Origin of the sequence: Microbacterium sp. WCS2018Hpa-23, assembly GCF_031843845.1 — a bacterium.
In the GTDB taxonomy this organism is placed as follows: domain Bacteria; phylum Actinomycetota; class Actinomycetes; order Actinomycetales; family Microbacteriaceae; genus Microbacterium.
The window spans coordinates 199,987-213,607 of sequence record NZ_JAVTIZ010000003.1 but is presented as its reverse complement, the minus strand read 5'-3'; the positions used below and the strand labels follow the sequence as shown (position 1 = coordinate 213,607).

14 protein-coding genes are annotated in these 13,621 nt (G+C 69.3%); 8 read left to right on the top strand and 6 right to left on the bottom strand.

Features of this window, described 5'->3' with window-relative positions; genetic code table 11:
• The first annotated feature begins 93 nt into the window (after nt 1-93).
• Entirely contained in the window at nt 94-2,643 is a 2,550-nt protein-coding gene (locus RQG77_RS06525; RefSeq protein ID WP_311244012.1) for a DUF3516 domain-containing protein, read from the top strand.
• A gap of 141 nt (nt 2,644-2,784) precedes the next feature.
• Here RQG77_RS06525 and RQG77_RS06520 read toward each other — a convergent pair whose 3' ends face one another.
• The 4 genes from RQG77_RS06520 to RQG77_RS06505 are packed head-to-tail and all read right to left on the bottom strand — an operon-like array spanning nt 2,785 to nt 6,510.
• On the bottom strand, nt 2,785-3,819 hold the full coding sequence (locus RQG77_RS06520; protein ID WP_311244011.1) for an acyltransferase family protein: 1,035 nt from the start codon (nt 3,817-3,819) through the stop codon (nt 2,785-2,787).
• Nucleotides 3,816-4,772 carry a D-alanine--D-alanine ligase gene (locus tag RQG77_RS06515; protein ID WP_311244010.1) on the bottom strand — a complete coding sequence of 319 codons (957 nt, stop codon included), beginning with the start codon at nt 4,770-4,772 and terminating at the stop codon, nt 3,816-3,818. The genes RQG77_RS06520 and RQG77_RS06515 overlap by 4 nt, the downstream gene beginning before the upstream one ends.
• On the bottom strand, nt 4,769-5,905 hold the full coding sequence (gene alr / locus RQG77_RS06510; protein WP_311244009.1) for an alanine racemase: 1,137 nt from the start codon (nt 5,903-5,905) through the stop codon (nt 4,769-4,771). The genes RQG77_RS06515 and alr overlap by 4 nt, the downstream gene beginning before the upstream one ends.
• Nucleotides 5,902-6,510: a M15 family metallopeptidase gene (locus RQG77_RS06505; RefSeq protein ID WP_311244008.1), complete on the bottom strand. Its 609-nt coding sequence runs from the start codon at nt 6,508-6,510 to the stop codon at nt 5,902-5,904. Before RQG77_RS06505 ends, alr begins: the two co-directional genes overlap by 4 nt.
• A 102-nt stretch (nt 6,511-6,612) precedes the next feature.
• Here RQG77_RS06505 and RQG77_RS06500 point away from each other — a divergent pair, with 102 nt between their 5' ends.
• Nucleotides 6,613-7,284 carry a response regulator transcription factor gene (locus RQG77_RS06500; RefSeq protein ID WP_311244007.1) on the top strand — a complete coding sequence of 224 codons (672 nt, stop codon included), beginning with the start codon at nt 6,613-6,615 and terminating at the stop codon, nt 7,282-7,284.
• Between the two features lie 28 nt (nt 7,285-7,312).
• A complete protein-coding gene (locus RQG77_RS06495) occupies nt 7,313-8,389 on the top strand; it encodes a HAMP domain-containing sensor histidine kinase (RefSeq protein WP_311244169.1) in 1,077 nt (358 codons plus the stop codon).
• Between the two features lie 129 nt (nt 8,390-8,518).
• Here RQG77_RS06495 and RQG77_RS06490 read toward each other — a convergent pair whose 3' ends face one another.
• A complete protein-coding gene (locus tag RQG77_RS06490) occupies nt 8,519-9,175 on the bottom strand; it encodes an NAD(P)H-dependent oxidoreductase (RefSeq protein ID WP_311244006.1) in 657 nt (218 codons plus the stop codon).
• 77 nt (nt 9,176-9,252) lie between these two features.
• Here RQG77_RS06490 and RQG77_RS06485 point away from each other — a divergent pair, with 77 nt between their 5' ends.
• Entirely contained in the window at nt 9,253-9,591 is a 339-nt protein-coding gene (locus tag RQG77_RS06485; protein WP_056310357.1) for a helix-turn-helix domain-containing protein, read from the top strand.
• Between the two features lie 119 nt (nt 9,592-9,710).
• On the opposite strand, the gene RQG77_RS06480 is transcribed toward RQG77_RS06485, so the two are convergent.
• A complete protein-coding gene (locus RQG77_RS06480) occupies nt 9,711-11,228 on the bottom strand; it encodes an SDR family NAD(P)-dependent oxidoreductase (protein WP_311244005.1) in 1,518 nt (505 codons plus the stop codon).
• Nucleotides 11,229-11,519: 291 nt separating this feature from the next.
• Between RQG77_RS06480 and RQG77_RS06475 the strand changes: the two genes are divergently transcribed.
• From RQG77_RS06475 to RQG77_RS06460, 4 genes are all read left to right on the top strand, one after another.
• Nucleotides 11,520-12,584, top strand: coding sequence for a M4 family metallopeptidase (locus RQG77_RS06475; RefSeq protein WP_311244004.1), 1,065 nt, complete (start codon nt 11,520-11,522; stop codon nt 12,582-12,584).
• Nucleotides 12,559-12,864, top strand: a complete 306-nt coding sequence (locus RQG77_RS06470) for a protealysin inhibitor emfourin (RefSeq protein ID WP_311244003.1) — start codon at nt 12,559-12,561, stop codon at nt 12,862-12,864. The genes RQG77_RS06475 and RQG77_RS06470 overlap by 26 nt, the downstream gene beginning before the upstream one ends.
• Before the next feature lie 80 nt (nt 12,865-12,944).
• A complete protein-coding gene (locus tag RQG77_RS06465; protein ID WP_056510703.1) occupies nt 12,945-13,283 on the top strand; it encodes a hypothetical protein in 339 nt (112 codons plus the stop codon).
• 61 nt (nt 13,284-13,344) lie between these two features.
• On the top strand, nt 13,345-13,578 hold the full coding sequence (locus tag RQG77_RS06460; RefSeq protein ID WP_311244002.1) for a hypothetical protein: 234 nt from the start codon (nt 13,345-13,347) through the stop codon (nt 13,576-13,578).
• The last annotated feature ends 43 nt before the right edge of the window (nt 13,579-13,621 follow it).

Here is a 13,621-nt window from a genome sequence, read left to right as displayed (position 1 = left end):
CTCGTTCGAATCGCGCAACTGACCGCATCTTCACCGCATATCGGGTCATTCACGCGATTCGAAAGCAGAACGAGGTGGGATGATCGACAGACCATGCCTGCGATCCTCGACCCGACCACACTGACCGACGGATCCGATGCGGATGCCGTCTACACGGCGTTCGTCGAATGGGCGGAGTCGACCGGCATCAGCCTCTACCCCGCGCAGGACGAAGCGGTCATCGAGATCGTCTCGGGAAACAACCTGATCCTGTCGACGCCCACCGGCACCGGCAAGTCGCTCGTCGCGGTCGGCGCGCACTTCGCCGCGCTCGTCGAGGGCCGCCGCTCGTACTACACGGCCCCGATCAAGGCCCTGGTGAGCGAGAAGTTCTTCGCGCTCGTCGACGTCTTCGGAGCCTCGAACGTCGGCATGATCACGGGCGACTCGTCGGTCAACCCCGATGCGCCGATCATCTGCTGCACGGCAGAGATCCTCGCGAACCTCGCACTGCGTCAGGGCACGGATGCCGCGGTGCACCAGGTCGTGATGGACGAGTTCCACTTCTACGCCGACCCCGACCGCGGGTGGGCGTGGCAGGTTCCGCTGCTCGAGCTTCCGCAGGCGCAGTTCATCCTCATGTCGGCGACCCTCGGCGATGTGTCGCAGCTGTCGAGCGACCTGACCCGCAGGACCGGCCGTGACACGGCATCCGTCACCGGCGTCGAACGCCCGGTGCCGCTGCACTACTTCTATGAGACGACGCCGATCCACGAGACGATCGACGACCTGCTCGGCACCGGCCAATCGCCGATCTACGTCGTGCACTTCTCGCAGGCGGCGGCGATGGAACGGGCGCAGGCACTGTCGAGCACCAAGGTCGCCACGCGGGAGCAGCGCGACGAGATCGCGGCGCTGATCGGCGGATTCCGCTTCACGACCGCGTTCGGCAAGACTCTCTCACGGTTCCTGCGGGCGGGCATCGGCGTTCACCATGCCGGGATGCTGCCGAAGTACCGACGCCTCGTCGAACAGCTCGCCCAGCGCGGCCTGCTGCGCGTGATATGCGGCACCGACACCCTCGGCGTCGGCATCAACGTGCCGATCCGCACAGTGCTGCTGACGGCCCTGACGAAGTTCGACGGCACGAGGATGCGGCAGCTGAGCGCCCGTGAGTTCCATCAGATCGCGGGACGCGCAGGACGAGCAGGGTTCGACACTGCGGGCACGGTCGTCGCGCAGGCGCCGGAGCACGAGAGCGAGAACGTCGCCGCGATCAAGAAGGCCGGCGACGATCCGAAGAAGAAACGCAAGATCGTCCGCAAGAAAGCGCCCGATGGCTTCGTGTCGTGGGGCGAGCCGTCGTTCCGCAAGCTGATCGATGCCGAGCCCGAGACGCTCACCTCGCACATGCAGATCACGAGCGCCATGATGCTCAACGTGATCGGCCGCGGCGGCGATGTCTTCGGCAATATGCGGGCCCTCGTCTACGACAACCACGAGCCCCGCAAGAGGCAGCGCGAGCTCGCGCTGCGCGCCATCGGCATCTACCGGACGCTGCTCGAGTCGGGCGTCGTGGAGCAGGTCCCGGTCGCGGAGCGAGGAAGCGGAGCGACCGAGACGACACGCCAGGAGATCCGCCTCACGGTCGATCTGCAGCCGAACTTCGCCCTGAACCAGCCGCTGTCGCCGTTCGCCCTCGCGGCGTTCGACCTGCTCGACCGCGATCCTGCCGCCGGCACGGGCACCGGTTCGTACGCCCTCGACATGATCTCGATCGTCGAATCGACGCTCGACGACCCCCGCGCCATCCTCGGCCAGCAGGAGTTCCAAGCGCGCGGCGAGGCGGTCGCCGTCATGAAGCGCGAGGGCATCGAGTACGACGAGCGCATGGAGCTGCTCGAGGAGATCACCTATCCGAAGCCGCTCGACGAGCTGCTGAGCGCCGCGTTCGAGACGTTCAGTGCGGCCCAGCCGTGGATCCGCGACTTCGAGCTGCATCCGAAGTCGGTCGTCCGCGACATGTACGAGCGGGCCATGTCGTTCGGAGAATATGTCGCGTTCTACAAGATCGCGCGCTCCGAGGGTGTGGTGCTGCGCTACCTCTCGGACGCGTATCGGGCGGCCTCGCAGACGATTCCCGAAGAGGCGAAGGACGAGGATCTGCGCGACCTCATCGAATGGCTCGGCGAACTCGTGCGCCAGGTCGACTCGAGCCTGCTCGACGAGTGGGAGGAGCTCATGAACGGGGTCCTGCAGGATCCCGACGAGGAGCCGATCGTCCCGCCGGCCCCCAAGCGCCTGACGTCGAACACCCGCGCCTTCCGCACCCTGGTGCGCAACGAGCTGTTCCGCCGGGTGCAGCTCGCGGCTCGCGAGGACGTCACGGCCCTCGCCGAGCTCGATCCGTGGTTCGGCGCGGATGCGTGGTCCGACGCGCTCGACGGGTACTTCGCCGATCACGACGAGATCCTCACCGGCGCGAACGCCCGCAGCTCGCAGCTGCTGCTGCTCACCGAGGGTGCCACCGAATGGACCGTGCGTCAGATCCTCGACGACCCGGCGGGCGACCACGACTGGGGCATCTCGGCCACGGTCGACCTCGCCGCGTCCGATGAGGAGGGCGCCGCTGTCGTCACGGTGACGGGCGTCGACCGGCTCTAGGGCGGCCGGACGGCTGATCCTTCCCCGGCGGGCTGATCGTGCGGGCCTCCTCGGTCAGCCAACCGGGCGTCGGTCAGCCGCCCGGGCCTGAGCCCCGCGAGCCTCAGTCAGCCATCCGGGCCTCACTGAGCCCCGCGAGCCTCAGTCAGCCGTCCGGGCACGAGACAGCCGGTCGATCGGGCGCAGCGGATCGAACAGCACCCCGAGGCCCACCCGCACGAGCCCCGCATGCACCGCGAGGCAGATCGCGATCACGACGGCCGTGAGCACGATCGGCCAGACGACCTCGACCGCCGGGGTCGCGACCCAGCCCACGCCTCGGAGGGCACCGTCGATCAGTGCCAGCGGGATCATATGGACGACGTAGATCGGCAGCGTCCGCTGGCCGATCCAGCGCAGCGGGCGGGCGATCACCCCTGCATGACGGTCGAGCAGCGCGCACGCCGCGACGCCGAACGCGACCGCGACGATCGACAGCAGCGACCAGACGCCCGGCCACTGCCGCATGCCCAGCACCCCGACCGCGCCGACAGCCGCGACATATGCCCCGCCGAGCATGAGAGCGCGGAGGTTCCCGGATGCCGCGGCGAAGCGCTCGATGATCAATCTCAGCCGAAGGCCGGCGAGGAAGAAGAGAAGGTTCTGCACGAGCTGCCACAGGTTGCCCAGATCCGGGATGACTCCCGCAGCGGCGATCGCCGCGATCACCAACGCGGCGGGCAGCACCACGGCGGTCGGCGCGTGACGAACCGCGCGCGCGATCAGTAGATATACCGCGAGCGCCAACAGATACCAGAGGTTCGTCGGGCTGATCGTGAGCTGCGCGAGCAGCTGCCATCCGTTCTCCGCCCTGGCCGTGTCGAAGTCGGGCGTCCACGCGAGCACGAAAGTCTGGATCACGACCCAGATGACGTAGACCGCCGCGAGGCGGCCGGCCCGGCGGCGCCACGAGATTCCGGTCGGCGCATTCACGGCACTCCCGGCGAACATCCCCGAGATCAGGAAGAACAGCGGCATCCGCAGCGGCAGCAGCTGCGCGTTGAGCGTCGCCCAGGCGTCGGTGATCGGCCCCGCCCCCTCGACCTCGATCGCGTGTTTGGTGACCACATGCCACAGCACCACCAGGATGATGCAGACACCCTTCGCGACATCGGGCCAGCCGACGCGTGCGGTCACCGCCCCGGTACCTCGGCGGCGCGCACGAGGCGAGACACCAGGTCGACGTACGACACGTCGGCCGCCGCGAACATCCGCGGCACCTGAGATGCCGCGGTCAGCCCCGGCATCGTGTTGACCTCGTTCAGCACCGGCCCCTCCACCGTGAGGAAGAAGTCCATCCGGGCGACGCCGGCGCAGCCGAGCGCGTCGAACATCGTCAGGGCGGCCCGGCTGAGCGCGGTCGCGTCGGCATCCGAGAGCTGCGCCGGCACCGTGAAGCGTGCGCTGCCGTCGTACTTCATGGCGGTGTCGAAGAGACCTGACGCGTGGATCTCCAGCGGCGGAGCCGCCCACCGCACCCCGCCGGCCTCCCGGATCACCGCGACGTCGATCTCGCGTCCGTGCACGACCTCCTCGACGAGGATGCGGCGGTCGAACCGCGCCGCCTCCTGCAGCGCTGCCCCGAGCTCATCCTCGTGGCGCACCAGCGAGACGCCGTAGCTCGAGCCCGAGGACACCGGCTTGACGACGACGGGGCCGTCGAACTCGGCGTCCCCGCAGTCCGCGGCATCGATCAGGCGCCCGCGGGCTGTGCGCAGCCCCGCTGCCTGGGCGACGAGCTTCGTCGCCCACTTGTCCATGCCGATTGCCCCGGTCCGAGGCCCCGATCCGACCACTCGCACGCCCGCCAGAGCGCACAGAGCCGCGAGCACACCGTCTTCCCCGAGCGCTCCATGCACCGCGGGGAATACGACGTCTGCTTTCGCGATCAGTGGCATCGCGAGGGCGAGGGACTCGGCGGCGGTGGCACCCTCCGAGACGCCCGCCACCTCCCAGTTCCCCGCGCGCGAGATCGTCACCGTGGTCACCTTGCAGCCCCCGACGCCCAGTGCCTCGGCGACCGCCGCGGCAGAGGCGAGTGAGACCTCGTGCTCCGAGTTCTGCCCTCCTCCGATGACCAGCACCCTCACGCGATCGCCCTCTCGACGCGAGAGCCGATACCCGTGACGATCGTGTGAGGGATGCTCCCCGCCCACCGCGCCCACTCCTGCACGCTCGGCACGGCCCCGCCCTCCGGTCCGAAGACGACGGCGGTCGCGCCCCGCGGCACGCTCAGATCCCCCGTATCGACGACGATCTGATCCATCGACACCCGCCCGACGATCGGGCAGCGGATGCCGTCGATCGCCACGCTCGCCCCCGCCTGAAGCTCGCGAGGAATGCCGTCGGCATACCCGATCCCGATCACGCTCAGACGGCTGGTGCGCTCTGTCACGAACGCGCCGCCGTAGCCCACCGGAGTGCCCGAGGCCACGACACTGCTGTGCACGACGGATGCCGTCAAGCGCGCCGCCCCGCGCAACGGCACGGTCTCGGACGGGTCGATGCCCACGAGACCGGCGCCGACCCGCACGAGGTCGAAGTGCGTCGCAGGGTCGGTCAGCGTGCCCGAGGTCGCGGCGAGGTGCACGAGCAGCGGACCGTACCCGGCGCGCAGCACGGCATCCCGAGCCTGACGCATCCGCAGCACCGCAGGGGCGTTGAGAGCGGGTTCGGCGGCGTCGGCGCACGGCAGGTGCCCCATGACCCCGACGACCTCGATGCGCCCCCGGCCCGAGCGCGCCACCCGCAGGAGCTCGGCCCAGTCCTCCAGGGGCACTCCGCCCCGCGACATCCCGGTGTCCATATGCAGGTGCACTCGCACGCGGCCCGCAGCCAGCGGTGCGGCATCGGCGATGAGCTGTCGCAGCTCCTCGACCGATCCGACGGCGATGTCGACGCGATCGGCGATCGCCCGTGCGGCATCGACGCCCGAGGGGTTGAGCCACGCGAGGATCGGCACCTCGATACCCGCACGGCGCAGCTCGGCGGCATCCTCCGCATCCGTCACGCCCAGCCATTCGGCGCCCGCCGCGATCGCCGCGCGAGCGACTGTGAGGGCTCCGAGACCGTAGCCGTCGGCCTTCACGACCGCCATGATGCGGGCGTCGGTGGCGGATCGCATGTGCTCGACGTTCGCCGCGACGGCTGCGGGGATCGTGTGCAGAGTGGGCGCGTGCATGCGCGAGAGAGTGAGACGCGGGGTCGTCAGTGTCGTGCTCATCGCTGGGTCCTCGGGTCGGCGGTCGGGTCGTCATACATGAGGGGGCAGCCGTTGGCGACCGCAGCCGGGCGCAGCTCGAAGTGCCAGCGCTCGTTCGCGTAGATCTGGCAGAGGCCGAACTCGGCGCCGTTGCGCGAGAGCCAGTCCTGCGCGGCGACCGGACCGAGGTCGACCGCATCTCCCGACACGTGCTCGGAGTTCTCCGGGGTCGCGACCCAGCGAGCCGCCTCCTCCTCGGAGCCGTATTCGGCGACGGCATCCTGCCGCAGCACCTGCTGGTACTCGGCCGACCTCCATCCGCTGTTCACATGCATGCGCACGCCGTCCTGCTCAGCGGCGGTAGCAGCGGCGCGCACGGCGGCCAGCAGGTCGGCGTCGAGGTTCGTCACGGCCGGCACCTCGTCGAACACCGACACCGTGCCCTCCTCGCGGATGACGCCGTCGGACTCGGTGAGAGAGGCGGCCGACAGCTGGGGAGCGACGGATGCCGACGCCAGCGACTGCTGGCCGATCAGCACGACCGATCCGGTGATGGCAGCGGCGAGCAGTGCGACACCGATGATCGCAGTGAGGCGTCGCCGTCTGAGGGCAGTGCGTGTGTTCATGTCCTCAGTCAATTCAGGCGCCTGTTGCCACGGCGTATGCGCTTTTGCATACGCTCCCGATATGTCCGGGTGCGTAAGCTCTGAGCACATGAGAGCTGTGCCGTGCGTGTGCTGATCGTCGAGGACGAGCCGTACCTCGCCGAGGCCCTGCGCGACGGATTGCGGCTCGAGGCGATCGCCGCCGACATCGCCGGAGACGGCGACACGGCTCTCGAGCTCCTGAGCGTGAACTCCTACGATCTGGCCGTCCTCGACCGCGACATCCCCGGACCCTCCGGTGACGACGTCGCCCGCTCGATCGTGGCCTCGGGCAGCGGCATCCCGATCCTCATGCTCACTGCGGCCGACCGCCTCGACGACAAGGAGACGGGTTTCGAGATCGGCGCCGACGACTATCTGACGAAGCCCTTCGAGCTGCGAGAGCTCGTGCTGCGCCTGCGCGCCCTCGACCGCCGCCGTCAGCGCGTGCGCCCGCCCGTGCTCGAGATCGACGGGCTGCGGCTCGATCCGTTCCGCCGCGAGGTCTACCGCGACGGCAGATACGTCGCCCTCACCCGCAAGCAGTTCGCGGTGCTCGAAGTGCTCGTCGATGCGGGCGGTGGTGTCGTCAGCGCCGAGCAGCTGCTCGAGCGCGCGTGGGATGAGAACGCCGACCCGTTCACGAACGCCGTGCGCATCACCGTCTCGTCGCTGCGCAAGCGGCTCGGGGAGCCCTGGCTGATCCTCACCGTGCCGGGCGTCGGATACCGCATCGGAACGGATGCCGATGGCTGACCGGATCCGCCCGACCAGGCGCCGCGGCATGAGCGCCCGCTGGAAGCTCACGTTGAGCTATGCGGGCGTCGTCGTCGTGTCGGGCATCGGTCTGCTCGCCGCCGTAGCCTTCTATCTGCTGCGGTACGTGCCCGATGTGAACATCATCAGCGACTTCTTCGTGCCGAACCGCTCAGACCTCATCCGCGCATTCGTCCCGGTCGCGATCGTGATGATGCTGGTGCTGCTCGCGATCGGACTCGGCGGTGGATGGCTCATCGCAGGGCGGATGCTGGCGCCCCTCGACCGCATCGGGCGCGCGGCCCAGCTCGCAGCCCAGGGATCGCTCTCGCACCGTGTCGCGCTCGAGGGCCCTCGCGACGAGTTCCGCGACCTGGCCGACGTGTTCGACTCGATGCTGGAGCAGCTCGAGGCGCACATCTCCGAGCAGCAGCGGTTCGCGGCCAACGCCTCGCACGAGCTGCGCACCCCGCTCGCGATCTCGCAGACCATGCTCGAGGTCGCCCGCAACGACCCCGACCGCGACGTCGACGCGCTGATCGCCCGACTGCACGAGGTCAATGCGCGGGCCATCGAGCTGACCGAGGCGCTGCTGATGCTCAGCCGCGCCGAGCGGCGCACCTTCACCCGCGAGCCGATCGACCTCTCTCTGCTGGCCGAGGAGTCCGCCGAGACGCTCCTCCCCCTCGCCGAGCGCCGCGGCGTGACCCTCGATGTGGGCGGCGACACGGCGAACGTGCTCGGGTCCCCGGCGTTGCTGCAGCAGCTGATCACCAACCTCGTGCACAACGCGATCGTGCACAATCTGCCCGCGGATGGCACCGTGACCGTCCGCACGCATGTGCTCCCCGAAGCCGTCGCGCTCGTGGTCGAGAACACCGGCGAGGTGCTGCCCGCCCATGTCGTCGCGACGCTCGCCGAACCATTCCAGCGCGGCGCCGATCGCACGCGCAGCGAGGATCACGGCGGTGTGGGCCTCGGGCTCGCCATCGTGCAGCGCATCGCCCAGACGCACGACGGATCGCTCGTGCTCACCGCCCGCAGAGGCGGCGGGTTGAACGTGACGGTGTGGCTGCCGCATCCGTTCCCCCGCCCCCTCGCCTGAGGGCGGCGTCCGAGGCCGGTCGAGGTCGGCTCGTCCGCACACCTGCATGCTCAGATCACGGATGCAGGCCCGGGAAACCCGTTCTCGGCCTGCGTCCGTGATCCGACCCTGCGTATGGCCGGAGGCCGGTCAGGCGACCTGGTCGCCCCGGAGTGCGGCGAGCTCGCGGCCGTAGGTGCGGGCATCCGTCTCGGCGTTCTCCTTGAGCTCGCGGGCGGTGTCGGCAAAGGCATCCAGTGCCGGGTTCACTCCCACGAGGGTGAACGGACGCTCGACGATGCGCAGGTCGAGGCCCCAGACGTCTTCGAGCACGCGGCGCAGCCATCCGGTGGAGTGGTCCCAGCCCTCCTTGGGGGTGCCGGGGGCGTAGTTGCCGCCGAGCACGGTGACGAGGGTCGCCGGCTTGCCGCGGAGGGCCGTGCCCTGCGGGTCGATGCGCGGGTCGGTGTAGGCCAGATCGAACCAGGTCTTGAAGTGCTGCGAGACCCCGTAGTTGTAGAGCGGCACGGCGAAGAGCAGCGCGTCTGCGCCGATCAGCTCGTCGGCGAACGTGGTGCCGAGGGCGCGCGCGGCACGCTGGGCGTCGGTGCGCTGCGCCTCATCGACGAAGCCGCCGGTCACGGCATCCGCCCAGGCCGTCGCGGGCACGGGGTCGGCTGCGAGATCACGGCGGGTGACCGCGGAGTCGGGGTGGGATGCGGTCCACTCGGCCTCGACCAGGTCGGCGAGCGAGCGGCTGGCGGACGACGCGGGAAGGATGCTGGCATCCAGGCGGAACAGGGACATGTGGCTGCCTTTCGTTTGCGTAGTCGCTCTGTTTTTCTTAGCGACTCGCGTTAACGTAGCACAGGTATGATGGGCGCATGGCCGAGATCGACGAAGAGCGTCATGTGTGCGACGCCGCCGTCACACTGGCCTTCAGCGTGCTCGGCAAACGCTGGAACGGCATGATCGTCTCCTCGCTCGGCGGCGGCCCGTCGACGTTCGTCTCGCTGCGCCGCGCGGTCGCCGGCATCAGCGACACCGTGCTCTCCGACCGCCTCGCCGAACTCGCCGACGCCGGACTCGTCTCCCGCGCAGTCGACCCCGGGCCTCCCGTCGCGGTCTCCTACGCCCTGACCGACAGCGGCCGCGGGCTGCTGCCGATCCTCGACCAGCTCGGCACCTGGGCATCCGAGAATCTCGAGATCCGCGCCCGCTGATCACGGTTCTGTCGTCGGCTCGCACCCGCATGGCTGACCGGTTCCCGCCTGGCTGACCGGAACGACCTTTTCAGCCCGCCATCCGGGGAATCGTCAGCCGGATGCTCATCCGAGAGAACTCACCAGGGGCTGGGCTCGTAGTCCTTCAGGAAGACGCCGTGGATGTCGTCGCCCGCCTCGCCGCGCACGATCGGGTCGTACACGCGGGCTGCGCCGTCGACGAGGTCGAGCGGGGCGTGGAAGCCCTCCTCGGCGAGGCGCACCTTCGTGTAGTGCGGACGCTCGTCGGTGATCCATCCGGTGTCGACGGCGGTCATGAGGATGCCGTCGGTCTCGAGCATCTCGCCCGCACTCGTGCGCGTGAGCATGTTCAGCGCGGCCTTCGCCATGTTGGTGTGCGGGTGGCCGGGGCCCTTATACCGACGCGAGAACTGACCCTCCATGGCCGAGACGTTCACGACGTACTTGCGGTGAGCCGACGACGCGGCCATCGACGCACGGAGGCGACTGATGAGCAGGAACGGCGCGGTCGTGTTCGCGAGCTGAACCTCGAGCATCTCGAGCGGATCGACCTGATCGATCGACTGCACCCAGCTGTTCGAGGTGTTCACGTCGGGCACGAGGCCGCCGGCGTCGATCGCTGTGCCGTCGACGTGCTTCTCGAGCGACGACGACCCCGGGGCCATCGCGAGCCGGGCGAGGTCTTCGGCGGTCAGCGCCTGGCCGCCCTGCTCGGCGACGGTGCCGCCGAGGGCCGCGACAGAGAGCAGCGGGTGCGCATCGACCGACGCCTGCAGCGCCTGCGGATGCGGATCGGCGGTATGCCCGAACGTCTCCATCTCGGGTAGCGGCCCGTCGGGAAGCGGCTGGAGCTCGGCATCCGCGAGCAGTGAATACGAACCGGGCGAGCGACGCACCGTCTGCGCGGCATTGTTGATCAGGATGTCGAGCGGGCCCTGCGCTGCGACCGAGTCGGCGAGGCCGATGACCTGTGCCGGATCACGCAGGTCGATGCCGACCACGCGCAGGCGGTGCAGCCAGTCGGCCGAGTCGGGGAGAGCCGAGAACCGACGCACCGCGTCGCGCGGGAAGCGGGTCGTGATCGTCGTGTGGGCGCCGTCGCGCAGCAGCCGCAGCGCGATGTGCATGCCGATCTTGGCGCGACCGCCGGTGAGCAGCGCACGCTTGCCGGTGAGGTCGGTGCGGGCGTTGCGCTTGCCGTGGCTGAAGCGTGCGCAGTCGGGGCAGAGCTGGTGGTAGAACGCGTCGACGACCGTGTACGGCTGCTTGCAGATGTAGCAGTTGCGGGGCTTGAGCAGCTCGCCCGCGATCGGGGCGTCGACGACGCTGGTCGCCAGGTCGTGGCCGCGGGTCTCGTCATCGATGCGGTCGGGGGCGCCCGTGGCGGTGCGGGCGACGACGGCCTTGTCGGCCTCGGCGATCGCGTCGCGGATCTCCTTGCGGCGCACGCGCTTGACGGCCTTGAACATCGCCGCGGTCGCATGGCGCACAGCCACGAAGTCGGGGTGCTCGTTGTCGATCTGGTGCAGTTCCGAGAGCACCCGCAGCGTGGTCGCCAGGTCTTCGGGGTCGATGCCGGCACCCAGGTCGGAGGTGGCGTCGGGTGCGTCGGTCATTGTGCCGATTTTACGCGAGATCTCGGGGTGCGTTGCTGGGAGCCCTGGGCCGGGTGGCGAGACCCCGGGCTTCTCCCGGGTCATCGTGCGCTTCCGAGGTTCGGATGCCGCGAATCCGGCCTCCCGAGCGCAGTCCGTGCACTTGCGAAGTCCGATTGCGCGTGCGCAGTCCGGATGCCGGGGGTTCGGACTTCTATGGCGCATTTCGCCTTCTGTGACGTACATGCTCCGACGCCTCCGATCCGCGCCGCGCCTTGCTGTAACGTCGCACCCCCGGCGTAGGGTCTGAACATGAGCAGCCACACCGAAACCCCTGGAGTCGTCCCGTCCTACCTGCTCGCGCGCCTGGCCGAGTCGGGCCGCTACCCTCGCGCCGCTGCCGCCGCGAGGCAGACTCTGACGGCGGGCAGACCGCCGTTCCGGGCCCGCCTCGACCTCTCGATCGACGAGAACGGCGACCTGGTCGCCCAGCTCTCCGATGCGCCGAACCGCACGATCAGCGATGCCGGCAACACGCAGACGCTCCCCGGTGCCATCGTTCGCGGCGAAGACGATGAGCCCGTCGCCGACGCCTCCGTCAACGAGGCCTTCGACGGTCTGGGGGCCACGTTCGAGATGCTGCTCTCGGCCTTCGGCCGCAATTCGCTGAACGACGCCGGGGCTCCGCTCGACGCCACGGTGCACTACGGGGTCGACTACGACAACGCCTTCTGGGACGGCGAGCGCATGGTCTTCGGCGACGGAGACGGCGAGGTGTTCGTGGGCTTCACCTCGTCGACCACGGTGATCGGGCACGAGCTCGCCCACGGTGTCGTGCAGTACACCGCGAACCTCGAGTACCAGGGCCAGCCCGGCGCGCTGAACGAATCGATCGCCGACGTCTTCGGCGCACTCACCGAGCAGTACCTCCTCGGCCAGAGCGCGGCCGAGGCAACATGGCTCATCGGTGCCGAGATCTTCACCGATGCGGTGCAGGGCAAGGCGCTGCGGTCGATGATCGAGCCGGGCACCGCCTATGACGACGACGAGCTCGGCAAAGACCCGCAGCCGGCCCACATGAGCGGATTCGTGCGCACGACCGAAGACAACGGCGGGGTGCACATCAACTCCGGCATCCCGAACCGCGCGTTCGCTCTGTTCGCGATCGACCTCGGCGGCAACGCCTGGGAGGCCGCGGGCACGGTCTGGTACCGGGCGCTCACCGGCGGGCTGTCGAGCACCGCGAACTTCACCGAGTTCGCCGACGCGACGGTCGCCGCGGCATCCGCGATCGACGATGCCACGGGCGCCGCCGCTCGACGTGCGTGGACGACCGTGGGAGTCTATGGAGATGAGCGAGTCCCCTCCACCGACTGACGCACAGGTCGTCATCGCGGTGGTGCGCACGGGCGGCATCGCCGGCATCCGTCGTCAATGGCAGGTCGAACCGGATCCGGCCGAGTCCCACGACTGGATCGCCATGATCGAGAGCTGCCCGTGGGATGCCGACGCGGATGACGCCACGGGAGCCGACCGGTTCGTGTGGCTGATCCGCGTGCGCACCCCATCAGAGAAGCGCGAGCGGGAGCTACCGGACTCGGCGCTCGACGGCCCGTGGCGGCAGCTCGTCGACGCTGTGCGCGCGGCATCCGACTGAGAGCGCACGACGCAGGCGAGGCGCCCACGACGAACGGCCGCCATCGCGGATGATGGGACGACGACACGAGGGAGAACACCATGCCGACGAGCGAAGAGGCCACGCGCCTGCTGCAGCTGTCACGTGATGCATACGACCGAGGCGATTCGGTGCTGCACCTGCAGGCCGAGGTCAGCCGCCTCACCGGGCAGCCATCGTCATGGGGCTCGTCAGAGAACGACTTCGTGAGCGATGACCACGTCGGGTACTTCCTGAGCGAGGTCGAACGCATCGGCTGGCGCCTCGAGCAGACCGGCTACACCTTCGTCGAATCCGGCGCGACGACCTCGGCGCGCATGCTGAGCAGCGGAACCGGCGTCGTCAACCACGGCCACGTCGCGGGGTACTTCACTTTCCGTCGCATCACCCCGTCGGCCTGAACCCGAGCAATCCGGTGTGAATCCGGCGATCCCTCCGTCAGGCGGGATCAGAATGGGACTCATGGGACTTTTCCAGCAACGCTCCGACGAAGAAGAGAACCAGTGGACTCTGCCCTCGGAGCCCCTCGAACGCTCGGAGTCCGAGGTGCTCGACGAGGGTCCCTCTGTAGACCCGCTGTCGATCGGGCTGGGTCTCGGCGCCGGTGCCTCCGTGAGCTCGGTCGCCTTCCCCGTGGCACCGCCCGCACCGGAGGCGTTCTCGATCGAGAACCGCGAGCCCGAGAACGACGACTGACCCCGATCCGACCGACTGCGGCACGGGCGATGTCGCTCGTCGC

Coding starts and splice junctions, on each gene's coding strand:
- RQG77_RS06525 (WP_311244012.1), top strand. CDS start 94: ATGCCTGCGATCCTCGACCCGACCACACTGACCGACGGATCCGATGCG.
- alr (WP_311244009.1), bottom strand. CDS start 5,905: ATGAGCACGACACTGACGACCCCGCGTCTCACTCTCTCGCGCATGCAC.
- RQG77_RS06505 (WP_311244008.1), bottom strand. CDS start 6,510: ATGAACACACGCACTGCCCTCAGACGGCGACGCCTCACTGCGATCATC.
- RQG77_RS06495 (WP_311244169.1), top strand. CDS start 7,313: ATGAGCGCCCGCTGGAAGCTCACGTTGAGCTATGCGGGCGTCGTCGTC.
- RQG77_RS06490 (WP_311244006.1), bottom strand. CDS start 9,175: ATGTCCCTGTTCCGCCTGGATGCCAGCATCCTTCCCGCGTCGTCCGCC.
- RQG77_RS06485 (WP_056310357.1), top strand. CDS start 9,253: ATGGCCGAGATCGACGAAGAGCGTCATGTGTGCGACGCCGCCGTCACA.
- RQG77_RS06480 (WP_311244005.1), bottom strand. CDS start 11,228: ATGACCGACGCACCCGACGCCACCTCCGACCTGGGTGCCGGCATCGAC.
- RQG77_RS06475 (WP_311244004.1), top strand. CDS start 11,520: ATGAGCAGCCACACCGAAACCCCTGGAGTCGTCCCGTCCTACCTGCTC.
- RQG77_RS06470 (WP_311244003.1), top strand. CDS start 12,559: ATGAGCGAGTCCCCTCCACCGACTGACGCACAGGTCGTCATCGCGGTG.
- RQG77_RS06465 (WP_056510703.1), top strand. CDS start 12,945: ATGCCGACGAGCGAAGAGGCCACGCGCCTGCTGCAGCTGTCACGTGAT.
- RQG77_RS06460 (WP_311244002.1), top strand. CDS start 13,345: ATGGGACTTTTCCAGCAACGCTCCGACGAAGAAGAGAACCAGTGGACT.